The following is a 26964-nucleotide window of genomic DNA, read 5'->3' as shown; positions in this document are numbered from 1 at the left end:
CGCGGGGATTTTCTCATTTTAAAAACCAAAATGATCACCAAAATACTTATTCCAAATAGTATAAAACCAATGATGAAACCAATCCTTAGCTTCATCAGCTTTATCTTTTTTAATGTGAATCTGAGCTAATACAGGATCATGATCACTGGCACGACCATCTTCTTCTGAGAAATCTGCATTAATGTTAACTGTTTCTACCTTCGTTTGTTTTTTCAAGTCTTTATTAACAAGGATATGATCCAGTACTTGAGAGTTCCCTTGATAGATATACGTATAGCGCTCATCATGGGGAACTTCCTCAATCATATTAGCAAGAATATCTCCTTCCAGGGTTTCAATTGGAGCGGAAAATTCAAAATCGTTCAGGTCTCCTAGTACGACGACATTCGCATCGTTGACTTCATTTTCTATTTTTTTGACAAAGCCATTAATAACCTTCGCTTGTTGGATCCGCTGTTCCTCACTGCCCAGCTCGACAGGTTGAGAAGCTCCGAACAATCCATCGTCACCGCCTTTGGAATTGAAGTGATTAGCAACGATAACGACTTTTTCTCCATTGAATTCAAATTCAGCAGCTAGAGGTTTTCTTGAATCGTAGAAAGCATCGTTTGTTGGATCAACACGCCCAGGATTCAACGTGAGACCGTCTTCATTCACATCGACAGCTGTGACGGCGTCTCCATCTGGTTTATCCGTAAGCGTCACACGCTCAGGGTTATAAATGAACCCAACGCGAATGTTCCCACCAGGCTGACCTCCGTCTGTTTTATCTTGAGGAGCAATATCAGTAAATTCATAACGTGGCCCACCCGCTTCTACAATTGCATCAATCAGCGTCTGGTAGCTTTCGCTGGCATCGACCGTTCCATCGTCGGTGGCTCCATTGTTATCCTGCATTTCAATCAGACCGACAACATCAGGAGTATTCAAGTTGTTAACGATAGAGTCAGCAATTTTCTCAACTTTTTCAGGATCTGTTTCAGCTGAGTAATTTTCAACGTTGTAACTGGCTACCGTCATTTTCTGCTTCAGTCCTTTAAGTTTCGCGGATTCTCGTTCTGTTCCGCCATCATAGATCTGTGGAAAGTCTCCAGCTACACGTATTTTGTAGTTGCTGTAATCATAACTCACCACACCCGTAATGGATTCTTTGAAATAGTCACCCGTTTTCGCTGTCACGTCAATGCCGTCTACGTCAACCAGCATACGCTCAGGGTTGTAATCTTCAGGGGAGATCAACAAACCACCAGCATCCGTGAACAGCTGGTCTTCGCTAGCTTCTACATAAACAGGCAGCTCATCGTATTTGATTGGACCCGTCACTTTTGCTTCCGGAAGTTCAATGAACATGCCTTCAAGGCTTTCATAAAAATCAATTCCGTCTTCATTTGGATCGAAAGACTGTAAACCGTCGTTTTCGATAATTTCAGTCGGTGGTGTACGGTCCTCACCAATGACTACTGGCTCAGGTAAGTCCTGACCTGATGCAGTGACTTCTAAACCGGAGGCTGTAATTTGAGTTGTCAGGAGATCATCGGCATCAGAATAACCGTCTTCCCTCCACTCATTTACTTCACCACTGACCGTAACTTGATCGCCAACGTTTACACCATCGTTCCGTTTGTACACATAAATTCCCTCAGAAGTTTTTACATTATCATCTGGATTTACACTTTGCATGTAAAATCCGTTTGAACCATCTAACTTAGTCACGACGCCCTCTACTTCTTCTACGACTCGACCTTCATAAGGGGACGTGTGAGACGCTCCCTGAATGTCATGAATTTCTAATTCATCGAGAGGTTTCAAGGCAGTGTAAGTAAAAGTCGCTACCTCACTGACGTCGCCATTTTCCCGAACCGCAACTGCTTTAATCGTAGTATCTTCTTCAATGACGACCGGTTCTGTAAATTCTTTACTCTCGGCGGTAGGCTCTGAATCGTCCGTCGCATAATGAACCGTTGCCCCTGGCTCTGCTGTTTTCAAAGTAACCTCTGTTCCTTTTACCACTTCACCAGCCGATGGGCTCGCTGTTACAGCAAAAACTTTTTGAATGATGTCAGCTTGGAAACGTGGTACCAGTTTATATTCACCGAAACTGTAGTTAACCACACCATTGATTTGCTCATATGTTTGACCGACTTCTAGAAAGTCTTCATTTTCAGGGGTGATCAAAAACGTTCCATTTTCACCCTGTGCTGTAAAATCACCGTGCTGATTACTATCTGTAATTTCAACAGGTCCCACTTGTACGAACTCTGCTTCAATTTCTTCACCTTTTTCAGCACTGAAGTTGGAGGAACTGACAACTTCAGGAGTAGGGACGCCGGAGTCTTCAGCTGTGACTTCGACTTGAGATGAGGAAGTTTCAATTTGCTGCATGCCATAATAATCTCCCATTTCACCTGTCGCTTCCACCTGATCCCCAATAGCTGCAGTAATACCCGGGGCACGAACAATCACACCTGCTGTATCGTCTTGTATGTAGAGGTTGGTTTGGCCGCCCGCTTCGAAGGATGCTGTCGCGATTCCTTCCACCGTTACCGTCTCACCTTCAGCCTGGCGAGCATCTGCAATGGATTGTACTTCTCCTGTTTCCGTTTCAGGTACATTCGTATTGCCTAGATATTTGAATGTATCTTTCGCAAACTGGTCCCATTGTTCGGAAAGATCAACCGCGTCCGTAGCGTCTGTATCGCCTGTCGCTACATTCAAATTCCGTAGCAATGTGACATCTGTAGCGAAATATGCGCTGTTTCCAATCTGTCCCAGGGAATCAACGACCGCATCGTTTTTTTTCAAAACTAACGCATCATTACCGTTGAAATTCGTAACGTTATTGTTTACATCACTTACATTTTGAATGGCTTCCTGCGCCTGTGAATTAGAAATAACAAACACTTCACCCGCAGCTAAAGTTCCTTCCATTTGATAAGATGTGTTAGCGGTGGTATTCCCATTGCTGTAAATTTCAACTGTGTATTGCGATAAATCCACATCTCCGCCTGTACCGTTATAAATCTCAATCGCCTTATTGTAGCTGGACCCTTCGACATATTCAGAGATCAAAAGATCTGACTGCGTTTCAGCCTTTGCTACTTTAGGGAATGGAGTAATAGCTGAACCGGCTACAAGCATCAAAATCAAACTCCAGATGACTGTTTTTTTCAAATGTGTTGCCTCCTTTACAAAATATGATAAATTCTTGCTCTATTTCTCAGTATATAAAATTCAGAATTGAGAATATATTTTATTTTTGTAAAAAAAGATAAATCATTCCAAAGAAACACAACCTTAGACCTACTTGTAACAATCATATTACGGATCTTCCTACGTTTGATGGGTGTCGTATGGGAGTTTTCATATGTGTTAGAATATTAATTTGAGAGGTTAGTAAATTGAGGTGTTCATAATATGGGCAAACGTATAGTACGTGTAAGAAGAAAAAATAAAAAGAAACGAAGAAGAAGAGTGGCGACACTCCTATTATTGCTTGCCATGCTAATTGGAGGCGGATTCTATTACGTCTCTCAAGTGTACACGGCATCCTTTCAGGACCTTGGGCGTGGCGATAAATCAGATTTAAGAGAAGAAGCCGTTGATATCGGGGATGAGCCAATATCCATCCTGCTTATGGGAATAGAAGATTACTCTACCAATGGTCAGGCTGGACGGGCAGACACGCAGATTGTCATGACCCTCGATCCTGAAACTAAAAAAATCACGATGACAAGTGTTCCCCGTGATACAAAAGTAGAGATCCCGGCCTCTAAAGTTGGGGAAAATTATGCTGGGGAGCATAAAATCAATGCCGCCTACTCTCTCGGAGAAGTCTCTGGATATGGCGGTGAAAAACTGACGGTTGAAACCGTTGAAAATTACTTGAACATTCCGATCGATCGGTTCGCAACCGTAAACTTTGATGGATTCACTGAAATTGTTAATCTATTAGGCGGTGTAACGATCGATGTCAAAGAGCCATTCTGGGAGCGAAGCAGCCTTGACTGGTATAAAAAGATTGAATTTGAAGAAGGACCAATGAAAATGGATGGAGAGGAAGCTTTAGCTTTTGTTCGGATGAGAAAACGCGATGCCAATCTCACTTATCCGAGGGATGAGCGTCAGCGTCAATTCATCCAAGCATCGATCGACGAAGCAATTTCTGCTGGTACACTTTTCAAAGCCGGAGATATTGCTGATATCCTTGGAAAAAATGTAAAAACCAATCTCTCACCACAAGAACTTTATGCTATACAGAAAACATTTTCTTCTGAGAAAGCACAGACAGAAACGTTTAATATCGAAGGAGAAAATAAACGTTTGGAAGACGGACTCTATTATTTCGTCCCTGATGAGGAAAGCTTGACAAAAGTGAAAAATGACTTGAAGAATGCCCTTGGACTGAAATCAAGCACAGGTGAAGACTCAAGCACCAGTCAATATTCTTCCAGTGAAGAGGAGTCGTCGCTCACTAACTGATCCTACCCACCGCTCTATTTAGAGCGGTGGATTTTTTTGCACAAAAAAACCTTCCCTTGCAGGGAAGGTTCCTTTTGTTTCTTTCTCTCTGTCTTTATGAAACACTGCGAGTAAATACCAACACGCCATGCACCCTTTTGAACGTGTAGGGGCCTGGATACTCCAAAAAAGGTTTTACATCCGGATTTTTAATTCGGATATTTGATATGGTTGGTTTTGTGTCCATAATTCGTTTAAATGTAGTTTCTGTTAATTGCCTTACAGGTTCAATAACGATCGTCTGATCCAACCGGACACTGTACCGTCCAAAGATCGACAACTCATCCTGGTCCAAGAAAAGTCTCGTTATTTGTGCCAATCCACTTCATCCTTTCAACACTCTCTTTATTTATTGAAGTGTTTAGCACATCACCCAATCCTGTACTATTATCTTATCTCATAATTGAACTTTTGGAAAACGGTATATTGAACTATGCAATCCGATCAGAAAGATTCTTTAGCCGACTGCATTAAGCTGGCACGCCAACCTTTCTTTGTTTTCTGATACTCTCTCTTCAAATCCTCAGCGGCCTCGCTTTTGTATCCTTGCTCTTCTAGTTGAGCTTTCAACGGCTTATAAATTTCTTCAAATGCTTCGTCCGTACTGGCTTCGAGTCGATCAGCTGCTGAGTTATATTTATTAAAAAAATAACTGTAAGAAATATCTTCTCCACTTTGCTTTTTCTCTACAAATTCCTCTTCCGCTTCACTTACAATTCCATCAATACGATTTTCCGCTTCTCCGATCAACTCTTTGTAGGTAGTGCGATATGGCTCTATAATTTCTTCTGCACTAAGAGCGGATGAACCGGTCTCCTGTGGCAGTGACAGCTTATATTCTCCTTCTGCCAGCTGATCTACTTCCTTATCAGCTGTATCGTAGGTTTTAAAGAAAAACAAATAACCAATATATCCTGCCAAAATCAATAAAACGACGACTAGGAAAAGAGCGATCTTTTTCAAATTAACTTCTCCTTTGCATTTTTTCCAAAATAAAAATAAGTATATCACAGGAAAGATACAAAAAACCCTCTCTTTTAGATAAAAAGAAAGGGTTCGTAAATTTATTCTTCTATAATTCGATAATTCGTATGAGCGACGACTGTACGATCGTATTCAAAATCAATTTCATCTAAGTTATCCATTACAGTTAAATCAACAATTACTGACCGCTGGCATTGACTAGGAATGACTTTTCCTGTAAACGTAATGTCATTTCGTTCAAAGCTAACAATTTGGCCAGGGGTCGCAACTTTTTCATCAGGCTGTATCATATCTTCCTACCCTTCCTCTACAACGAATTTTCAACGTAAATGTTGAATCCTTACTATATGAAATTGACAAACAATTCACATAAAAGGTTTACAGAATATGTTACTTCATTCGACAAAAAAACTCAAGTGAAAAGGGTGCATTTTCATGGATTCTAACGTTTAGAAATGGTATTTTCGAGTTAATGTAACTTTATCCAATGTTTTACATAAAATCAAGTGAGCAGAGAGGAAGATAAGATCATTGACTTTATTAAAAACGAAAAAAATAATTCTCACTACATTCATGTCATTCCTTTTTCTGTTCATCGTTTTCGTCATTACCCTATTCATTCTTGGTCCGGACTATTTAAAAGCGAAAAGCAGTCCTGAGAAATCGGACGCCATTATTCTCTTAAGCGGTGGAGAAGAGAGGTTGGAGCAAGCCGTAAAACTTTACAATGATGAGCGAGCGAACAAAATCATTTTAACGAATTCCACAGAGCATTGGACCAAAGTTGAGACGGTTTCCGAGCGAGGTATAGCTAAGCAAGACTTGATTGAGGAACCTGAGGCGACGAGCACTTTTGAAAATGCTACTTTATCAAAGGAGATTATGAAAGAACACAAATTTAAATCCGCGATTGTTGTTACGAGTGATTATCATGCCCGTCGTACTAAGATGACGTTTGATAGGGTGTATGACAGCGACATCCAGCTTTCCTATTCCTTTGCTGACTCTTTTTTCAATCCTAATGACGGTCTGACAGAAAGAGAGACAAAAACCGTGTTTACGGAGTATGTGAAAATGATTGCTTACTGGCCGCGTTTATTATTCGTTTAAGTGAACAAATTAATAGTAATTTTGATTTATTAATCTAGTGGGGAGCCTGCCTGAAACCAGGAACCACTAGATTAGTCCTATGGACAGAAGACTTATCATCTTTTATTATGAAAGCGATTGCAACAAAATTCTGAAAACAAGGAGTGCTTGAATGAAGAAGAATTGGATTTGGATCATCGGTTTGACGCTTTTATTTTTGTCGTTTGCGCAACCGTTTGCACTAACAGAACAAAAGGTTCATGCAGATGAAAAGATGTATGAGTCGGTTGTTCTTCGCGGAAGTGCAGATACCCTGGACTGGAGCTCAAATGATCATCCATTACAATATGATGAAGAGGAAGGTTTGTGGCTGAGTAGCCCTATTGAATTAGAAGGTGGAGAGAAAACTGAATACAAGTTTGTCTATGACGGGAACTGGATGCCTGGCAGCAATTTGACCTTTACTCCTCCCCAGGATGGAAGTTACATATTTGCCTTTCATCCCGAAGATGAACGTACCGTAGATGTTCGCCTGGCAAACAATGGCACAGGCAGCCTGACTTTAGAGCTTACTGTTCCGGAGAACACGCCGGAATGGATCGTTCCCACAGTAGCTTCCAACAAAAACAATTTTAACTATGAAGTCAGTCCTATGAAAAAAATTGGTGACCGTACTTATGAAATAGCGGTAACTGGTGAAAGTGGTGAGACACTTTCCTATTTTTACAGTTTAAGTGGTGAGCCATACAAGGAAGTACGAGAAGAACCACGAACAGCTACCTTTACTGCAGATAACAAACGCTATCAAGATCAGGTAACAGAGTGGGAAACGATTCCGGTAGTTCAGGACGTTACACATGAATTCAATCATGAGCCCTACACCCCGGATAAAAACGATCAAGTTGAAATAAACGTAACTGTGAACCATTACGGTCCTATCGATCAAGGGTCAATTTATTACACAACAGATGGTTCTTCTCCTGATGGAAAGAGAGGGAAAGTAGCAAACGGAAAAACAGCTTCCCTCAAAGTTGTAGAAACAAAAGCTAATGATAATGGATCGAAAACAACGACAATGACTGGAACTATTCCTAAGCAAAAGAACGAAACACGTGTGAAATATAAAATAGATGTGTGGAATTCTGAAAGTGAAGGCTCTCAATTTGCTGATAACAATGCATTAACTTCAGATGAAGCCACAGAATTTGCTTACTATGTAGAGGATTATGAGTCTCCACAATGGGCAAAAGAATCCATCATCTATCAAGTTTTCGTCGATCGTTTCCGAGACGGCAGTGAGAAGAACAATGCTTCTGTCGATCCTTCAATCCCTTACGATGAACAACTGAAAGGATGGATGGGTGGAGACCTTCAAGGGGTATTAGAAAAGATCGATTATATTGACGATCTTGGAGTCAACACGATTTGGATCTCCCCTATTTATGAAGGCCCTTACTCTCACGGTTATCATCCGACCGATTTCATGAACATCGATCCACGTTTCGGCAGCAACCAATTAATGAAAGAGCTAGTGGACGAAGCGCACGAGCGAGACATCAAAGTCGTTTATGATCTTGTGCCGAACCATACATCAAGCAAGCACCCATTCTTCCAGGATGCGTTGGAGAAAGGTGAAGAGAGCCCTTATTTTGACTGGTACACGTTCCTGAACTGGCCAAATGAGTATGAAACATTTTATGGTGTCCAGGAATTACCTGAGTTGAACAACGATAATCTAGAAACGAGAAACTATATGCTTAATGAAGTCGTTCCTTTTTGGATGGAAGAAATCGGAGTCGACGGTTTCCGCCTTGATTATGCAAAGGGACCAAGCCAAAGCTTCTGGGTAGACTTCCGCCATAAGGTAAAAGAATTGGATGAAGATGCGTTTATTTTCGGGGAAGTCTGGGATAATTTGGACACCATTACCTCTTATACAGGTAAACTGGATGGCGCCATCGATTTTCCAACACAATCGGCCATCTATGATGCATTTATTAATGATTCCAGTATGAATAAGCTTGCTGATTCTTTAACTACAATCAACGAAGCCTACCATGAGGAGTTCGTTCCAGCTACATTCCTCGATAGTCACGATATGCCGCGCTTTTTATATGAAGCGAATGGAAATACGCAAACCTTGAAGATGGCTGCTTCTCTTCAATTTGCTTTACCTGGGGCACCAATCATTTACTATGGAGATGAAGTCGGCCTTTCACAAAGTGGAAACCATGAGAAAGTTTCCGAATGGAAAGACCGCTACTATAGAGAAATGATGATTTGGGATGAATCTGAACAAAACCTCGACCTAAAAGGTTATTACGAAAAGCTCATTGATATGAGAAAAGAACATAAAGCGCTCACCCATGGTGACTTCAATGCGATCTATTCTGACGATGATGTCATTGTTTTTGAACGTAACCTGCCACAAGATCATGTGCTAATTACGATCAACAAAGGAGAGAAAGCCCGCAATCTGGATATCTTTGATTTGTATCACCAGAAAAAACCAAACCGTGTCCAGCTGACTTCCCTTTTGAATGATGAAAAAGTGAAAAGTCATAAAGGCTCTCTTGGGGTAAGTTTACAGGAAAACACAATTCAGATATTTGATGTAAAAGGTAAACTGCGCCAAGAAGCGCCGAGTGAAGAGCAAAAATATTCGAAGGTCGTATTAAGAGGTTCTGCCCCGTTAGATTGGGAAAGTGATCGTCACCTGCTCTCTTTCGATGAAGCTGATCACGTATGGAAAAGTGAACCGATCTCGTTAACAGCCGGAGAAACAGTGGAATTCAAATATGTACGCGACGGAGAATGGCTCGAGGGAGGTAACTTAAGCTTTACTCCTGAAACTACTGGAGACTATATTTTCATTTTTGATCCGCAGGCAGAAACGGAGGTAACGGTAGTTCCGGTAAACTCTGCAAGTCAATCTGCCGCATAAACATAACCGTCCCTTTGTAAGGGGCGGTTATTTACTATAATAAATCTTTCATAAGCTTGTCATATTTTCATATGAAATCTTAGAAAATTACTAGAAATAACCATAATCATGTCTCATAATAAGAAATGGAGTATAATTTTGGGGGATACAAATGAAAAAGATTACTTGGTACATGATTGTTACGTTTTTGTTACTGATGACAGTGCTTTTCCCTTCGTATGCTAAGGCTTCTGAGCAGTTTACAGATACCGAAGGGCACTGGGCAAATGAAGAGATCGAATATTTGATAGAAAAAGAGATTGTAAATGGTTACCCTGATGGATCTTTCAAACCAGATGCACCCATTACCCGCGCGGAAGCGTCAAAAGTTATCATTAGTGAGCTGGACATTGATTTAGAATCTCTGCCTAGCCGAGATATGTTTCCTGATGTGAATGGTCACTGGGCGGAAGATTACATAAAAGCAGCTTCCACAGAGGAAATCATTACGGGTTATGAAGATGGTACCTTCCAACCGAATGCCCATCTGAAGCGTTCAGAACTCGCCGCTATTTTAATCCGTGCTTACAACCTAGAAGGCGGTGAAACGGACGGATTCAAAGATCTTTCCACAGAGCACTGGGCTTTTCCTTATGTGAATGCCTTATTAAACCACAACATTACAACCGGATATGAAGACGATACCTTCCGCCCATCAAGGAAAGTATCAAGGGCAGAGTTTTCTACATTTTTAGCTCGTATCTTAAATGAGAGTTTCCGTGTTGAAGAGAACTCAGACGGCACAACCGACGAAGAGGAAGAGTCTCTTCCCCCGTCTGAAATGACTCAAGTTCCAGTTTTGATGTATCACAGCCTTTCTGAGAACAAAGAAGACTGGAACTCCATTGTAATCTCACCTAGGAAGTTTTATGAGGACATGCTTTATGTCAAAGCTATGGGATATGAGACGATTACATCTGAAGAGTTAATTGCCTACAAAAATGGGGATAAAGATCTTCCTGAAAACCCAATTATGATTACCTTCGATGATGGGTACAGAGATAACTATTTATACGCTTATCCGATACTTGAAAAATTAGATATGGAAGCGATCATTTCGATTATTGGCTGGAGTGTAGGTAGATACACGTCTATTGGAGATCAATACGAGATCCTCCCTCATTTCTCATGGCAAGAAGCCAAAGAAATGGTCGACAGCGGACACGTGGATATTCAAAACCATTCCTTTAATCTGCACACGCCTGCTGATGAAAATGGATTTGGTCAAGGGGTATTGCCGCTAGAAGGCGAAACGAAATCCCAGCATGCTGAACGGTTCCGTGAAGATACGATGAAGCTTCATCATCAGATTAAGGAACATCTAGGTTATGAACCTAAGCTATTCACCTATCCTTACGGCTCCTATAACGAGACAACGGAAAATGTATTAAAAGAGCTGGGCTACGAGATATCCCTTACTACAAAACGCGGAATCTCAGATGTCGATCAAGGCTTAATGGAGCTCGAGCGGATCGGTACTCCTTATTATCTGGACAGCCCCGAGCTGATGGACCAGATGTTAGAAAACTTAGGGCGAAATAAGCGGGTTCCTTATAGTGAATTGGCAAATTCCGAGGATCGAATTAACTTGCTGGAAAACGATCTTGGTTTAGAATAAGGTTCATAGTCGCTTACAATCATATAGATTTTCCTAATTGAGGATACCTGGTAATGGGTATCCTTTTTTGTTAGATATCCCAGATCTTTTGTTAAGCTATTTATTTAATTAACATAAGGGGCGAATCCTTGAGACTGTTTTTAAGATGTTTATGGAGGTTGAAGGCGTGAGGGAAGGAATTGCTTTCCTGCGGGAATTGACAGCCTCCTTCATCACTAGTTTCCCAGCCAATGTAATAATCCTCACTAACCCATGTTAATGGAGTTGAATCAAAAAAAGATACCTCTTGAGCGGGCATCCTTTCTTATTTGAATCGAGTTGTTTTATCCCAGCCTATTACCTGACGTTTTCGTTTTGCTTTCAAGTAGAATAAAAGACTTCTTACGAAAAGATAGGAGAATAACTGAGCATAAGTGAAATACATGATAAAACTCGTGAGGATATTTTTTGGCGTAAAAGTATTTTCCGCTGCCTGGGCACTCATCAATTGGCTAGTGTAAACGATATAGGCGATATACCAAATGAACATTAAAGGGATCGTATAAGTAATAGACAGTAATTCCAAAAGGCCTAATGCGAACCACATATAAGATAGCACTAGGAAAAACCAGAAGATTACATATACCATAAGCTGGTGAATTGAATGCACCATCATTTTCCCTCTAAAGTATCCCGGGACCGTTAGAGTCTTTTCTACAATATAGAGATTCCCCTGCAGCCAACGGGTACGTTGCCGAATATACACGCCCATTGTTTCTGGCTCCTGTTCCCAAGTAACTGAAAGAGGAACGATTGGCAGAAGTTGTCCTTGCTGAGTAATACGCAGGGTAAGCTCTGCATCTTCGGCGATTGCATAAGGATCATAACCTCCAAGCTCTTCAATCACCGACCGGCGAACGAGCATGTTCGTGCCTGTTAAAGAACCCGTTTTAAATAACTGCCATCTTCCCGATTGCATTAACAGTTGAAACACTTGAAATTCAATAGAAATCATTCGGGTTAATAGATTCCTCGACTCATTTCTCGTTTTTACATAACCAACAGCTCCAGCGGCATCTTTAACAGTATGAGCAACTTCAACCAGCTTTTTCAACGCACCTGATTCTGCCTGATTATCTGCATCATAGACGCAAAAATACTCACCTCTGGATACCTCCAATCCGTAATTTAGCACTCTCGACTTTCCTTTTGGCTCTCCTGGAGGCACTTGAATATGGTGAACATGGTGATAAATGCGATCATAATCTTCAATAATTTCACCAGTTCCATCTTGCGAGTTGTCATTCAACACGTAAATATGGAGAGGACCTGGATAATCTAGCTGAACCATCGCATCTAAGGTGTCCTTAATTACGACCGCTTCATTGTGGGCAGGAATTAAAATATCCACACTTGGATAGTTAACCAATTGCATGGAGTGCTGTTTTTTTGTTCGATAATAGAGACCTGCAAACGTAAGTAAAGAATAATACACTAAAAGACTTAAGAACAAAATGGTTGTAAGCATAAGCAAAGCTTTAATCGTGAAAAGACCTACGCCAATGCTGATGGCGGTACCTATTAACAGCATAAGCGTAATAACAATGAATTTTCTCATAAGCGCGATCTCTCATGAACCTCTTTGACCTGAACGTGAAATCCAATCGGTTCTACGATCCATTTCAGGTCGGCCAATGCTTCTTCTGTATAGATTTGAGATAATCTTGATAGAATTCTGTCCCTTACGATCTCTAGACCATTTGCGTTTGTATTTTGTAAAAGGAAAACGATCGTATCTGTATCATGTTTTCCTACAATATCAAAGTGCTTGCGAATCGAGTGATAGATAATATCAGATAGTTTTACAAAGCTTGTTTTCTTAACATTAGGAGGCAGTTTGCTCATATTAATATAAACAAGAGCTCCTAACTCTTTTTTTCGTGACATAGAGGTTAGGATTAAGCCCTTTTGTTTCTCGAATTCCCGCTTTGAGAGGATTTGTGTATCAGCAATGTATTCTTCTAACTCAAGAATCCTCTTGCTTAATTGTCTGTTCCTTTTTACAAGAGAATCACTCCACTTCGCTATGACATAACTTGACCATAGGTGAACAAGCACCACAGCATGAACGCCAATCCAGTCCAGTTGACTGAGAGTCGTCCACTCGAAAGCAAAAGCGAAGCTAAGTAAAACCAGGGAAGATCCCGTTGTGAAGATAATGAAGAGTAAAAAAGAAACTTTCTCATTAAAGCTGAGAAAAACGATGACAGGCAACAAGAAGGCCACTAATAAGATGGGGTGTACAATTGGCTCCATTTTATAAAATAAAAAAACAAAACTAACGACCCATAATACAAATGCAATTCCTATTTTTTGCTGTCTCATTTTAACCCTCCTCCCTAATTACTGTTCATTATAATGGAAGAAAGGCAGTTTGGGAGAAAATAATGTGCGAAATCAGTAAGGAATTATTTTTTATAATCCCACATCACCTGCCAGTTATCTTTAGATTTCACTACGTAGACGTTCTGATGCAAATCAAAATGACCATACTTTCCTTTGAAAGTCTGGATAACTGTAAAGGAATATACGTTTTGTAAGGGCTTTGCCCCCTTCTCCATCTTCCAATCCTTTAATTTTTTTGCATCACCAATGGTAAAAGTAAAAGTCTCGACGCCAAAATGGTTCATAAACACATGAGCTCGGTCCTGTATGTAATGACCAACGGAGAATTTGTCTTTCATAAGCGGATGCAGCAACTCCCATGAATCAGAAAATTTGCCCTCCTGTTCAAACGTATAAAAAGCTTCCACGGCCTCTTTCGCTTGATGGCTTGGACTTGTTTGAATGTAAATAAAAATAGAAACAGCTAGGATAACTGCCAGTACACCGACAATGGGGATCCATTTTGCTGAACTTTTCAAACAACTTCCCCTCCTCTGCCCTAGTTGTATAATTTATGCAGTAGATTGGAGGTTTAGTAAAGGTAGAAAAGCCTGAATCCAAATTTGGATTCAGGCTTTACGCATCATCAGTTTTTTTCAGCAAAATCTTTTAATTCATCTAATCGACGATTCATGCTGCTCGGGCTCACCCCGTATTTCGTCGCTACTGCTTTTTTAGTTACAGAACGATCATAATTAAAATATCTCGTTCCAGTCATGAAATACTCAAGAGCCGCTGAAAATACGGACGGCTTGCGGTATTTCGGCTGGTATGTTTCTTTATATTGGCTCCATAGCTCCCGAAGCATTGTGTAGGAGGTAGATGCTTGAACGTCTGACGGAATGTTTTTACCCAATAATTCTAATACATCATCAGTCTCAACCGTAGGTTCACTATCTGCATCTTTCTGATCAAGATCACTATGAATCCATTTCTTCATGTAACTCATAAAGTTTTGTTCAAGCTCGTTTTGGATAGAAGATTCAGGTGGGTTTCCATTTTCCAACGACTTCTTGAACGCTTTAAAAAAGGAAGAATGATTTGGAATAGCCAATGGAATGAAGTTGAATATCGTCCCCCACTTCATTAGGATCCCCATTACATAAGGATTATCAGGAACGTTTTCGTCTTTTAATGGAATACCGTCTCTCTTCACCTCATAAAGGGAGCTTGAGAAGACATCCTTCACTTTAGCGATTTCTTCTGACTCAATCGTTTCAACTTTATAAAGACCAGGAGACAATGACGTCCATTCTGTCACCGAAGGTTTGGCTGGTTGAGGAATCGTACCCTTGCCTTTTTCATCAAGGTATTCTTCAAACACCGTCTTCCCGTTATTTTGACGAAGAAATACTTCGTTCATCATATTGAATGCTTCTTCCATCTGCTTTTCTTTTGTTTTTGCTTTACCTGATGGCGCTGCGTCCGTGTGGAACTCTGCAACATATTCCATAAAGTTAGTATATTGTTCGTTCAGCAGTTCGTGGACACGCTCTTGGGTCATTTCTTCCCCTTTCAAGCGTCCACAGCACTTTTTATATTTATCACCGCTGCCACAAGGGCATGGTCCGTTTCGTTTTACTTTACTCATTACAATTCCCCTCTTATATCTTAGAACATCACCTTATAGACTAACTAAAATCAGCTGCAGATGCAAAAAGAAAAAAACACCCACCTCAGGTCATCCAGATTCTGGATGACCTGAGGTGGAAATATGTGGATGACCTGAGGAGACAGTTTTTCCCATAACATCTACAAAACAAAGAAGCACCTGGCCCGTAGGATTAGATGTTACGGGTCGGTGCTTCGTTTGCTTTGGTGGAGGAGCGGTATTTAATATCAAACGGAACGATAATTCGTTTGGCAGGCTCCGTTTTGTCTTTCACTTTTGCTATTAAACATTTAGCTGCCTGTACACCCAGTTCATAGATATGAATGTCGACAGTAGTCAGTGGTGGCCGTGTGATCTCAGATAAATAGACGTTATTAAAACTTACGATAGAGAGATCATCCGGCACCCGCTTATTGCACTCTTCCAACATATTCACAACACCAATGCTCATAAGATCATCAGCGATGACAAGGCCAGTCGGTGGTTCTGGCAGGGCAAACAACTCGTTTACCGCTTGTTGACCGCCTGACTTAAGGAATTCCGTATGAACTCTGTATTCATCCAAATACGGTAGCCCTGCTTCTTCAAGAGCCATCTGATATCCACGCATTCGGTCAACGGTTACGATAAGGTCCGTCGATCCGCCGATAAAGGCAATGCGTTCATGGCCTAGGCTGATTAAGTGTTTCGTAATCTCTCTTCCACCACTTACATTATCATTATCCACGTGTGTAATTTCGTCGATCCGCTCTGATGGTTTTCCGATAATGACAAAAGGAAAGTTTTGTTCCAGCAAAAAGTTAATGACTGGATCATCAATCTGCGAGTATAGCAAAATAATTCCATCCACACGGTTGCTGTAGACCATACGCTCTACACCCTCGAGCATTTCCGTACCCGTCTCACCTGTAGCAAGAAGCAGAGAATAATCCATCTTATGTGCAATTCCGCTTATCCCCCGTAACACTTCTGGAAAGAACGGGTTTTGGAGAGCTTTATCCGCACTAGACGGCATCACCACACCGATCGACTGGCTCGAGCGATTCGCCAGACTCCTCGCATTAGCATTCGGATGATAGCCCATTTCCTTCATCGCTTTTTTTACCCGTTTTTTTGTAGCTTCACTGATCCGCGGATGGTCAGCGATAACACGGGATACCGTAGACGGGGCTACTCCTGCCGCTTTTGCCACATCTTTAATTGTCACTCCCATTACGATCACCTTCTATTGAAAACGTTATCTTCTATTGTAGCCTAATATGACTATTCTTACAGTTCTTTTATATCATTTTCTCTTTTAATTGAAGAGAAATGTTTAATAAAGCAGAAGCGGAATGTTCTTGTACATTCCGCTTCCTCCTACTTTGAAAAAGATTATCCTTTCGTACCTCCCGCTGTCAAACCGGAGACGAAATACTTTTGCAGGGATAAGAAAAGAATCGAGATTGGGACCGCGATTAACACAGAACCTGCAGCAAACAATGTAAACTCATTACCGAACTGATCAGAAATCATTTCATATAGACCAACGGCAAGCGTAAGTTTCTCATCCGTACGCAGAAGAATTCGCGCCAGGATAAAGTCTGTAAATGGCGTAATGAAGGTAAACAAGCAGATAACGGCAATCATCGGTTTTGCAAGTGGCATGACAATTTGCCAGAAGATCCGGAAGTTTCCCGCTCCGTCCATTCGAGCAGATTCATCGAGCTCTCTAGGAATTGTGTCTAAATATCCTTTCATTAGATACGTGTTCATCGGTATCGCTCCACCTGTGTAAACAAGGATGAGGGACAAGTGTGTGTCAATTAACCCAGTCAAGTTAGCCAAAGCATAGATAGCGATCAAAGCCGCAAAGTTCGGGATCATTTGCAGAATTAAGAATGTCATCAATCCATTCTTTCTGCCGATAAAACGGAACCTTGAAAAAGAATAGGCCGTTAAACAAACAAGAATGACGGAAAGAACCATGGTTAGAATACAAATTTTCAGTGTATTCCAATACCAAATTAGATAATCACTTTCTGCAGGATTGAATAATTCCTTATAATGCTTGAAGGTTGCATCCGATGGGATCATGGATGACCCGGATAAACTGTTCCCTGGGTTAAGAGAAGACCCGACGATCCACAAAATCGGATACAAAATAATCACGCACATAACCGCAATCACTAAATAGGACAACGTCAGCTGTAGTGTTTTTCCTCTGTTTCTCTTCATATTACATCATATCCTCTTCTTGGAATGATTTCGTTCTTCTAAACTGCCATAGCGCGACAGCAATAACGATTAACGATAGAATCATCGTGATAGCTGCAGCTTTTCCGTACTGGGCAGAAGTCATCGTCAAGGAATAGATCCAAGAGATCAAGATATCTGTACCTCCTGCGTTTTGTCCGGGTACTGCAGGTCCTCCGCCATTGAAAAGGAAGATTACATTAAAGTTATTAAAGTTAAACGTGTATTGCGTAATCAAAATCGGAGCTGTGGCATAAAGGACAAGTGGAAGCGTAATATTCTTGAACTTCTGAATAATCGTAGCTCCATCCACTTCAGCCGCTTCATACAGCTCATTCGGGATCGATTGAAGGACCCCTGTAACCATGGCAAAAATGAACGGAAAGCCCAGCCATGTCTGAATCATAATCAGAGCAATTTTTGTATAAACAGGATTCGTTAACCACGGGATATCCCCTAACCCAAAAATAGCAAGGATATCATTGTTAATCGTTCCAAACGTCTCATTAAACATTCCAGCAAAAACTAGAATGGAAACGAAGGCTGGAACTGCCCAAGGCAAAATGAAAATGGTACGGAAGATTTTTTGGAACTTGATTTCTTTCTGATTCATCAGAACGGCCAGGAAAATTCCTAAAGCAATTTGGAGTGTAGTCGCCCCAAATGTCCAAATAACTGTCCATGCTAAAACGCTGAAGAACGTTTCACGCCAAATTGGAATACTAAAGATCTCAATGAAGTTCTTGAACCAGACCCAGTCTACTAGACTTGCAGGAGGTGAATGGTATAAATCATAGTTTGTAAACGACAGTAAAACAACGAAAAGAATCGGGAAAATAACAACAAAGATTAACAATAAAAACCCTGGGGTCATCATTAAGTATGGGAATCCGGCTCCAACCAAATTGTGATATTGCTGACGAATCGAGTTCGGATTTTCATTTCTATCCCTTTGCTTGCCCACTTTGAAAGCATCTCTTAAGTTAAAAATGTAAATGCCTAATCCTAGTATGGTGACGATAACCGTCAAGATCCCTTCTACCAAAAGCGTAATGGAATGGTCATAGGCGGGATCGATTCCAAGAGTGATTAGCCCCCAGAATCCGAACTGGATTAAATCCTTAAAAGCAATGACAAAAGATGCTGTCAAAATGAGAAAGACTATCCCTTTAATCAACTGCTTATTATAGATCTGTCCGAGCCCTGGAATAATCGATAGCGCTAAAGCTATTTTCCTATGATTTGACTGGTATTGGTTTTCATTCTCCCCCATGTTCAGGCTCCTTTCTCTCCATGCTCTTCTTTAAAAAAGAAGCAGCACCCGTTTTTACCCGGGTACTGCCTCGCCCGTTTATTCGTTACCAGAGTGATTCAATTCAATTTGTTTACTAATTGTGTCTACCCCTTCGTTCAGTGCATCTTCAGGAGAAGATTTTCCTGTAGCAACCAATTGCAGTGCTTGTGCCATTGGCTCCCAAACTTCACTCATTTCAGGAATGTTAGGCATTGGAACACCACGTTCAGATTGAATTGCAACGGCGGATGCTCTTTCGTTATCTGCAATAATTGGATCTTCGATAAGAGATTTGACTGGTGGAATTTCACCTGTTTCTTCAAAACGGATTTTCGCGTTTTCTTCGTTGGCAATCCACTCTACGAGCTTCGTAGACCATTCTTTATTCTCAGACATTGCAGAAACGTGCCATCCTTTAACTCCAATGAACGTTTGTGGATATTCACCATTTGGAAGTTTTGGTAGTGGAGCTACACCAAAATCAATTCCTGCATCGTCTAGAGCTTGATAAGCCCAAGGACCATCCATCATAGAGGCTACATTGCCATCTTGGAATAAACCGTCTTTAGCAGATCCTCCACTTTCACCAACAATTCCACTTGGGAAAATTTCTTCATACCATTTTTGAATGTATTGAGCTCCTTCAACAGCACCTTCATTATTCAATCCCAGGTCTTGAGGGTTTAATGTGCCTTCTGCACGATCAAATACATAACCACCATAGCCAGACATGATTGCGTTACCAAAGTAGAAGTTGTCCCAAAGAGCTAGGAAACCGTATTTCTCTTTTCCAGCAAACTCTTTAGAGAACTCGAAAAGCTCATCAAAGTTTTCTGGAACTTCTTGCATATGTTCTTTGTTATAAATGAAAACCGGAGTTTCAGTAGACTTCGGTAGACCATATAATTTGCCATCATATGTCTGTGCTTGTACAGAAGCTTCTGTGTAAATATCAGTTACAGAGCTTTCCACTTGTAATGGTTCGAGAAGTCCTTCAGTAGCTAACTGGCCGATTTGGTCATGTGGAATAGTCAATACATCTGGACCCGTGCCAGCTGGACCATCTAAACGTAGACGTTCACGCATGTCACTTGCCATATCTAATTCTTCATATTCTACTTCAATTCCATACTCTTCTTCGAAACTAGCAATGGCAGGCTCAAGCCCGATTCCTCTTTCTTTATCTTCCCAGATTACTAGTTTTTCAGGTTTCTCTGGCATGCCATCTTCAGAAGATGAATTTCCTTCACTATCTGATCCTCCTGAGCTAGCCTCTTCTTCGCGATCAGGCGCACAGGCAGCCAACAAACCAACAGCAAGAAAGGCGACGAATAAAACACTTAACCATTTCTTCATCAAAAAGTTCCCCCTTAAAATTTTCACTTCACGTTAGACGTGAACACGTGCAAAAGTTAGTGAAAACGATTGCACACTTCTTGATTCTTATTATACAAACCCACATTATTTTTGCAAGCGTTTTCTGACAAAATCCTATATTATTTTAAATTCTATTATCATAGGGTTTAAACCGCTTCCATTGTTTTCATTGACTTCAAGCCCATTATTCATTACTTTAATTATAGAAAGATAAACTTTTATTCTTTTGTGCAAGCGATTGTTCAGAAAGGAATGATATTTTTGTTAAAAGAAGCAATCTACCACCGACCGAAAAACAATTTCGCCTATGCTTACGATAGAGAAACACTCCATATTCGCTTACGAACGAAAAAGAATGACTTGGAAACTGTGACGCTTGTTCACGGAGACCCTTACGTATGGGAAGATGGAGAATGGCAATATGAAACGCAGCTAATGAAGAAAAGCGGAAGCGATGAGCTTTTTGATTATTGGTTCATCTCACTGAAGCCCCCGTACCAACGCTTGCGTTATTCATTTTTATTAGAAGATCAAGAGGAAAAATGGAATTATACTGAAAAGGGGTTTTATGAAAAGATTCCCGTCGATGATATTGCCTATCACTTTTGTTTCCCTTTCATGAATGAAGCTGATGTTTTCCAAGCTCCTGAATGGGTCAAAGATACGGTCTGGTATCAAATTTTCCCTGAAAGGTTCGGAAATGGAGATCCATTTAGAGATCCTGAAGGCACCTTGCCATGGGGGAGTGAAGATCCGAGACAGGATAGTTTCTTCGGTGGAGATTTCCAAGGGGTCATCGATCATTTAGACCATCTTGAAGACCTTGGGATAAACGGCATCTATTTCACACCAATTTTTAAAGCGCACTCCAACCATAAATATGACACCATCGATTACATGGAAATTGATCCACAGTTCGGAGATAAAGAAACGTTTCAAAAACTAGTGAGAGCATGCCACGAACGTGGTATTCGCGTAATGCTTGATGCCGTGTTTAACCATAGCGGCTACTATTTTTCTCCATTCCAAGATGTATTGGAAAACGGTGTGAAATCAGATTATTACGATTGGTTTCATGTTTGGGAAAAAGAAGTTAAAACCCAACCGAAACCAAATTATGATGCCTTTGGATTTGTTCCTGAGATGCCGAAATTGAATACGGAAAATCCTGAAGTCAAACAATATCTCCTTGATGTAGCCCGCTATTGGATTGAAGAATTTGATATCGATGGCTGGCGTCTTGATGTTGCAAACGAAGTCCATCATGCCTTCTGGAGAGATTTCCGACGCGTTGTGAAAACGACGAAACCTGAAGCCTATATTCTAGGAGAAATCTGGCACGACTCCATGCCATGGCTGCAAGGCGACCAATTTGACGCAGTGATGAACTACCCGTTCACGAATGCTGTTTTGAAATATTTTAATGGCGAGATCAGTTTGGAACACTTCAAAAATCAAATTTCCCATGTCGAGCATATGTACCCGGAGAATGTAAATGAAGTGGCCTTCAACCTTTTAGATAGCCATGATACACCAAGAATTCTCACATACGCAGATGGAAATAAGGAAGCCGTGAAGCTGATGTATTTGTTCCAGCTTTCCTATAAAGGTACCCCTTGTATCTATTATGGGGATGAAGTTGGTATGACAGGCGGTGAAGACCCAGGTTGTAGGAAATGTATGGTCTGGGATGAGGATAAGCAGGACCTTGAGCTGTTTTCTTACGTTCAGAACCTGATCAGTCTGCGCAAATCTCAGCCTGCTTTCGGAAACAATGCTCGTCTATCTTTCAAGGACTACGATAAGGACGTGCTTGTTTATCAAAAAGACTCTAGTGAGCAATCACTATTGTTTGTTGTGAATGCAACGGAAGAAGAAAAAGATTTATCTCTCGAAGAACCATTAGGAGAAACTCTTCTTTTAAGTCAGAAGGCAAATGTGAAAAAGAATACTGTAAAACTTCCTGCTTATGGCTATGCCGTGATTGAAATTTAACTTTGTTTTACTTGGCGGTTCGCTGATATATTTCATTTCTTGCCGATATATATCAGCGATCGCTGATATCCGGACTAAAAAAATCCTTTTTCAAGTAAATATTTGTGATACTTATCAAAATTATATCTCACGAAGGATTTAAGACTTCTAATGCCTAACTATTAAGTACAGAAAGGTGATGAGTCTATGATTATTAAAGAGCGAGAAACTTCATTAAGCTTAAGGCAGTTAGAAGTTTTAGAAAGAAGACTAGTAAACACCCACCCCAACTTCAAACTAATAAAAGAAAAATTATCCTCAGAACTCGCTGGACAAAAAGGTGAGTTGGCTCTCAATTATCCCCTCTCCTTTTGTACCAAAGACCACTTAATTTATTTCGATTTACGATTATGGGATGGTACCCACTTCTTTCAGAATGACGCGCTAATCCTAACTAGAAAATGGATCCTTCTGATAGAAGCAAAATATATGGCAGGTACCTTATATTATGATGATAAACAACTAATAAGAGATGATCATCAAGGGTTTGATAATCCGATCCATCAGGTAAATCGCCATAAAGACCAACTTCAGAAATGGCTTTCCCTCCATTCTTTTCCTATCCCCTCTATCTACTGCCTCGTTACGAATAGTCACCCCTTATGTGTGATTCGATCAAACACTCAAGAGGAAGACATAGTCATTCGCACGTATGACCTACCTGAAAAGATTAATAATTTGGATACTCTCCAAGTTCCCACTCCCCTTTCAACAGCTAAACTCCAAGAATTATCAACTGCTCTACTAAAGGCTCACCAGCCATCTTCTTTCAACTATTTAAGAACAATCGATGTTAAACCATCGGATGTGAAAACAGGCGTTTATTGCAGTTCATGCAGCTACACACCTTTACAGAGACATCATGGAACATGGTACTGTCCTAAGTGCCGATGTTCAGACAAACAGGCGCATATTGAAGCTTTAAAGGATTACAAATTATTATTCGGTAGTGAGATTACTAATGAAAAAGCAAAGAGATTTCTTCGTCTTGATTCTCCTTCAGTTACAAAAAGGATCCTACAATCTTTATCGTTAGAACAGCAAGGGCAAAATAAAGGCAGGAAGTACTACTTAGAACCATAATTCTAGTGGATTACTGATATGTAGGTTTTTTCGCTGATATAAATCGTCATTCGCCGATATATATCAGCGTTCGCCGAAATTTCACCCTAAATAGCCGATAAACCATGAAAAGTCCTCAGGTCATCCAGAATCCCCCAACTTTCTAACTAGTATCATATTTCCTACTATTACATTATTTATCTTAGGTTTCATCTTCTGTAAACTTATAATTGAAACGTTTCACTAAATCATTAAAAGGAAGTGAATTTATTGAAAAAGTACACGACTTTGTTCTTAGCTGTCATCTTAGCGATAAGCACTGTATTCCCTGTATCCTCTTTTGCCATATCAAAAGGTAAAGAGGTTGCTTTATCGAAACAATTGAAAGCGGTATCAAAGAAAACGTATCGATATTTTGAAGAGTTTACAGTTGAAGAAACCGGCCTTACTTATGATGCCGTACGTTATAGTGAAGACGGAGAAATGACCGCACAAAAACACACCTCCCCTACCAATATCGGAATGTACATGATGAGTACAATTGCTGCTGAAGAATCAGGACTGATTTCCCGCGAAGAATCGATTGAAAAAATCCAAACAACATTGAATTCCCTCGAAGATATGAAAAAGTGGAATGGGCTCTTTTACAACTGGTACAACACCTCTGATGGATCACTCTATAAAGACTGGGGTGAGTTCATTTCTACCGTCGATAATGGATGGCTGTCTGCAGGCTTGGTAGTTGTAGGACAAGCCTATCCAGAGTTGTTCGAACAGTCCAATAAACTGGTTCAGAACATGGACTACTCTGTGCTTTATACACCGGAAGTTGGGCAAATGAGAGGCGGCTATGATGTTGCAGCAGAAAGCTATACCTCGCACCATTACGGCGCTTTCTATACAGAGCCACGGGTCGCAAGCTACATTGCCATCGGTAAAGGCGATGTTCCTAAAGAACACTGGTGGATGATGGACCGCACCATGCCTGCAAGCTGGGATTGGCAGCAGCAAACACCTGAAGGATACACGACCACTTATGATGGAGTAGAAGTCTTTGAAGGCCACTACAGCTACAACGGTAAAAAGTATGTACCAAGCTGGGGAGGCAGCATGTTTGAAGCGCTTATGCCTCAACTTGTTTTGAAAGAAAAAGAACTTGGGAAAGATGCCCTTGGGCTGAACAACCAGCGCCATGCTGAAATTCAAATCGAGTACGCAAAAGAGCAAGGCTATGAAGCTTGGGGAATGTCACCAGCGGCAACTCCAGACGGCTACTCTGAATTTGCCGCTACTCCTCTTGGAATGGATGGATACAAGGCTGACGGGACCGTTACGCCGCACGCAACATTTCTTTCGCTTGAATATACACCGATGGAAGCATTCGAGAATATGCAAACATTGAAACGTTTCGACACTTATAGTAAGTATGGATTCTTGGACTCTTTAAATGTAGAAACAGGTGAAGTGACAAATGCATATCTTGCACTCGATCAAGGGATGACGATGGTTTCTATCATCAACTACTTGCATGACGGTGTAATCAGAGATTACTTTCATCAATCTGAGATTGGAAAAACCCCTGAAGAACTTTTGAAAAAAGAAGAGTTTTCTATTAAATAATAGAGTATGGTATTGTCCTACAAAAAGGCGCTTCCTTTGTGAAGCGCCTTTGCTAATGAATGATTTATGCTCTTACTTCTTCAAATAAATGTGGTTCGTACTTATTCTTCTTTTTAGATTCCTGTACGAGAATGACAGATGAAAGGACTAAAATCATCCCTGCATACTGCCATATTGTCAAAGTTTCATTGAAAACTAAAAACCCTACAAGGGAGGCGACTACAGGTTCAATCGTAGCAATAATAGACGCACGACTGGACTCTACGTACTGCAGCCCTTTCGTATATAGAATAAAGGGAAGCATGGTCGAGAGAAAACCTAACCCTATTATGAACCCCCAAACGGATACACTTGAAAATAAATACCCTTCGGAAGCTAAACCGCTGAACGGCAAGATAGCCACTGATGCGAACAGAAACGTGTACACGGTGACGGTGAGCGAGTCATAGTGCTGAAGCGCTGCTTTTCCAAAGATGCTGTAAAGAGCATAAAACAACCCTGATCAAAGACCGAGGATAAACCCATAAAAAGAAATAGATGCACTCACATTTGGCAGCACTCCAATGACAAATGAACACCCAACAAGTGTGATCACTAACGCACTGATCTTACGCCCAGTCAAAGCTTCCTTAAATAATAGCCAGGAAAGAACCGTGACAAAAGCCGGTGCCGTGTAAAGTAATATAAACGCTATGGATATGGACGCTTCCTCCATCGCGCTAAATAAGCAGAAGTTGAATAAAACAATACTTACGATGCCGGTACCAACAAAGTACCAGCTATCCCTCAGTTTTATTTTGAATAAATGATGGTTTTTGCTTAATACATAAATCACTAGAAAGAAAGATGCAGTTGTAACTCGTATAGCTACAACCTGGATAGGGGTAAATCCAATTTCGTATAATTGATTTACAAAAATACCGATAATCCCCCATAAAGAGGCACCTAAAGCAATGAAAAATAGCGATGATTTAGTGTCCAATTTCATCCCCCTTAACCTACCTTTTCTTGTATGCTACCAGATCAAAGGATGGTTGAATATCATACATTTGTTTTAACACATAAATAAAACAAAAATTAACCCGGTAATTCAATAAAGAACTACCGGGTTCGCTTATTTCTCTTTTACCGAAGATCGTTCTATAAATTCAGTAGATAAGTTATAATTTCTTTCTACTTTTTCACCAGCAAGCATCTGAAAAATCATGTGTACAGAAAGCGCACCCGCTTCGTACTTCGGCTGTCTGATCGTCGTCAACGGCGGATTGGCGTATTCAGAAAGTTGAATATCATCAAAGCCGACAATCGATACATCTTCCGGAACTCCAATGCCTTTTTCCTTAAATGCTTGAAGGCCACCAATCGCCATTTCATCATTGGCGTAAAAGATCGCATCAGGTAAGTTTTGCTGAGCAATCAGCATCTTGGTTGCCCGATATCCGCCATCTCTCGTGAAATCCCCGCCGATCTTCAGTCGGGATTGAAAAGGAACATTATAATCCTTTAAAGCATCCATAAAACCTTTGAAGCGCTCCTGGTTATCATGAGAGTCTATCGGTCCGCTGACATAACTAATGGATCGATGGCCCATTTGGATCAAATGCTCTGTTGCCTGATATCCGCCCTGACGGTTATTAACTTCCACATGGATGGCATAGGGGTTTTCAACATCACGGTCTAAGACTACAATCGGAAAGTCTTCTCTTGCAGATTCTTCAATCACTTTTGTAGAGATATTGTTCGCTAATATGATCGCCCCATCTACGCGCTTCTCCCGAAGAAATTTCGTTGCTGTTGACCTGTCGCCACCGACAGAACTGCAAGCAATCAAGTCATACTGATTGTTCGCCGTTACTTCCTGTACACCTTTAATCAATTCAGAAAAGTAGGGTCCAGACATATCACTAAGAATTAAAGCGATCGTATTCGTTTTGGTCCGCTTCAAATCAGAAGCAAAACCATTCTTTTGATAATTTAACTCTCTTGCGGCTTTCAGAACTTTATCAATTGTTGCTGCACTGACTTTTTCGTTGCCGTTCAAGGCATAAGAAGCGGTCGATACAGCGACCCCCGCTCGTTTAGCCACATCTTTAATCGTAGCCATTGTAATCCTC

General features: G+C 40.8%; 22 protein-coding genes. 7 read left to right on the top strand and 15 right to left on the bottom strand.

The features are described from left to right. Nucleotides 1-18 precede the first annotated feature (18 nt). Nucleotides 19-3171, bottom strand: coding sequence for an FN3 associated domain-containing protein (locus HM131_RS06525; RefSeq protein WP_085028991.1), 3153 nt, complete (start codon nucleotides 3169-3171; stop codon nucleotides 19-21). A 243-nt stretch (nucleotides 3172-3414) separates the two neighbouring features. Here HM131_RS06525 and HM131_RS06520 point away from each other — a divergent pair, with 243 nt between their 5' ends. Next, complete coding sequence (locus HM131_RS06520) at nucleotides 3415-4479, top strand: LCP family protein (protein WP_085028990.1); 1065 nt, start codon at nucleotides 3415-3417, stop codon at nucleotides 4477-4479. A gap of 94 nt (nucleotides 4480-4573) precedes the next feature. Here HM131_RS06520 and HM131_RS06515 read toward each other — a convergent pair whose 3' ends face one another. The 3 genes from HM131_RS06515 to HM131_RS06505 all read right to left on the bottom strand — a co-directional run bounded on the left by HM131_RS06515 (nucleotide 4574) and on the right by HM131_RS06505 (nucleotide 5792). Next, nucleotides 4574-4837, bottom strand: a complete 264-nt coding sequence (locus HM131_RS06515) for a hypothetical protein (RefSeq protein ID WP_085028989.1) — start codon at nucleotides 4835-4837, stop codon at nucleotides 4574-4576. 125 nt (nucleotides 4838-4962) lie between these two features. Next, nucleotides 4963-5481 (bottom strand): hypothetical protein, encoded by a 519-nt coding sequence (locus tag HM131_RS06510; protein WP_085028988.1) that lies wholly within the window; start codon nucleotides 5479-5481, stop codon nucleotides 4963-4965. A 101-nt stretch (nucleotides 5482-5582) separates the two neighbouring features. Beyond that, complete coding sequence (locus tag HM131_RS06505) at nucleotides 5583-5792, bottom strand: YkvS family protein (protein WP_085028987.1); 210 nt, start codon at nucleotides 5790-5792, stop codon at nucleotides 5583-5585. Nucleotides 5793-6033: 241 nt separating this feature from the next. Here HM131_RS06505 and HM131_RS06500 point away from each other — a divergent pair, with 241 nt between their 5' ends. The 3 genes from HM131_RS06500 (at nucleotide 6034) to HM131_RS06490 (ending at nucleotide 11192) form a co-directional block, all read left to right on the top strand. Then, nucleotides 6034-6612 (top strand): YdcF family protein, encoded by a 579-nt coding sequence (locus HM131_RS06500; protein WP_085028986.1) that lies wholly within the window; start codon nucleotides 6034-6036, stop codon nucleotides 6610-6612. Nucleotides 6613-6763: 151 nt separating this feature from the next. Continuing rightward, entirely contained in the window at nucleotides 6764-9535 is a 2772-nt protein-coding gene (locus HM131_RS06495) for an alpha-amylase family glycosyl hydrolase (protein ID WP_085028985.1), read from the top strand. 151 nt (nucleotides 9536-9686) lie between these two features. Next, entirely contained in the window at nucleotides 9687-11192 is a 1506-nt protein-coding gene (locus HM131_RS06490; protein WP_085028984.1) for an S-layer homology domain-containing protein, read from the top strand. Between the two features lie 304 nt (nucleotides 11193-11496). Here HM131_RS06490 and HM131_RS06485 read toward each other — a convergent pair whose 3' ends face one another. The 8 genes from HM131_RS06485 to HM131_RS06450 all read right to left on the bottom strand — a co-directional run bounded on the left by HM131_RS06485 (nucleotide 11497) and on the right by HM131_RS06450 (nucleotide 20113). Further along, nucleotides 11497-12789, bottom strand: a complete 1293-nt coding sequence (locus tag HM131_RS06485; RefSeq protein WP_085028983.1) for a glycosyltransferase family 2 protein — start codon at nucleotides 12787-12789, stop codon at nucleotides 11497-11499. Next, a complete protein-coding gene (locus tag HM131_RS06480; protein WP_085028982.1) occupies nucleotides 12786-13556 on the bottom strand; it encodes a hypothetical protein in 771 nt (256 codons plus the stop codon). Before HM131_RS06480 ends, HM131_RS06485 begins: the two co-directional genes overlap by 4 nt. Before the next feature lie 83 nt (nucleotides 13557-13639). Next, nucleotides 13640-14095, bottom strand: coding sequence for a hypothetical protein (locus HM131_RS06475; RefSeq protein ID WP_085028981.1), 456 nt, complete (start codon nucleotides 14093-14095; stop codon nucleotides 13640-13642). A gap of 107 nt (nucleotides 14096-14202) precedes the next feature. Continuing rightward, nucleotides 14203-15207, bottom strand: a complete 1005-nt coding sequence (locus HM131_RS06470) for an SEC-C metal-binding domain-containing protein (protein ID WP_085028980.1) — start codon at nucleotides 15205-15207, stop codon at nucleotides 14203-14205. A 193-nt stretch (nucleotides 15208-15400) separates the two neighbouring features. Beyond that, nucleotides 15401-16441, bottom strand: coding sequence for a LacI family DNA-binding transcriptional regulator (locus HM131_RS06465; RefSeq protein ID WP_085028979.1), 1041 nt, complete (start codon nucleotides 16439-16441; stop codon nucleotides 15401-15403). A 161-nt stretch (nucleotides 16442-16602) separates the two neighbouring features. Then, entirely contained in the window at nucleotides 16603-17445 is an 843-nt protein-coding gene (locus HM131_RS06460) for a sugar ABC transporter permease (protein ID WP_085028978.1), read from the bottom strand. Between the two features lies 1 nt (nucleotide 17446). After that, the gene (locus HM131_RS06455) at nucleotides 17447-18736 is read right to left on the bottom strand and encodes a carbohydrate ABC transporter permease (RefSeq protein WP_085028977.1); all 1290 of its coding nucleotides are present in this window, start codon (nucleotides 18734-18736) and stop codon (nucleotides 17447-17449) included. A 78-nt stretch (nucleotides 18737-18814) separates the two neighbouring features. Next, nucleotides 18815-20113 carry an extracellular solute-binding protein gene (locus HM131_RS06450; RefSeq protein ID WP_085028976.1) on the bottom strand — a complete coding sequence of 433 codons (1299 nt, stop codon included), beginning with the start codon at nucleotides 20111-20113 and terminating at the stop codon, nucleotides 18815-18817. A gap of 282 nt (nucleotides 20114-20395) precedes the next feature. Between HM131_RS06450 and HM131_RS06445 the strand changes: the two genes are divergently transcribed. The 3 genes from HM131_RS06445 (at nucleotide 20396) to HM131_RS06435 (ending at nucleotide 24850) form a co-directional block, all read left to right on the top strand. After that, nucleotides 20396-22129 (top strand): glycoside hydrolase family 13 protein, encoded by a 1734-nt coding sequence (locus HM131_RS06445; RefSeq protein WP_085028975.1) that lies wholly within the window; start codon nucleotides 20396-20398, stop codon nucleotides 22127-22129. Between the two features lie 186 nt (nucleotides 22130-22315). Next, nucleotides 22316-23251: a nuclease-related domain-containing protein gene (locus HM131_RS06440; RefSeq protein ID WP_085028974.1), complete on the top strand. Its 936-nt coding sequence runs from the start codon at nucleotides 22316-22318 to the stop codon at nucleotides 23249-23251. Between the two features lie 240 nt (nucleotides 23252-23491). Further along, nucleotides 23492-24850, top strand: coding sequence for a glucoamylase family protein (locus HM131_RS06435; protein ID WP_408607116.1), 1359 nt, complete (start codon nucleotides 23492-23494; stop codon nucleotides 24848-24850). A gap of 64 nt (nucleotides 24851-24914) precedes the next feature. On the opposite strand, the gene HM131_RS21230 is transcribed toward HM131_RS06435, so the two are convergent. From HM131_RS21230 to HM131_RS06425, 3 genes are all read right to left on the bottom strand, one after another. Then, nucleotides 24915-25346 carry an EamA family transporter gene (locus HM131_RS21230; protein ID WP_332308734.1) on the bottom strand — a complete coding sequence of 144 codons (432 nt, stop codon included), beginning with the start codon at nucleotides 25344-25346 and terminating at the stop codon, nucleotides 24915-24917. A 6-nt stretch (nucleotides 25347-25352) separates the two neighbouring features. Then, on the bottom strand, nucleotides 25353-25832 hold the full coding sequence (locus HM131_RS21225; RefSeq protein WP_332308733.1) for a DMT family transporter: 480 nt from the start codon (nucleotides 25830-25832) through the stop codon (nucleotides 25353-25355). A gap of 132 nt (nucleotides 25833-25964) precedes the next feature. Then, nucleotides 25965-26954 (bottom strand): LacI family DNA-binding transcriptional regulator, encoded by a 990-nt coding sequence (locus HM131_RS06425; RefSeq protein ID WP_085028972.1) that lies wholly within the window; start codon nucleotides 26952-26954, stop codon nucleotides 25965-25967. Nucleotides 26955-26964 lie beyond the last annotated feature (10 nt).

The sequence above is a fragment of the Halobacillus mangrovi genome, from assembly GCF_002097535.1.
Taxonomy (GTDB): domain Bacteria; phylum Bacillota; class Bacilli; order Bacillales; family Halobacillaceae; genus Halobacillus; species Halobacillus mangrovi_A.
Note: the sequence above shows the minus strand (reverse complement) of the source record. Positions and strands in the feature narration are given on the sequence as shown.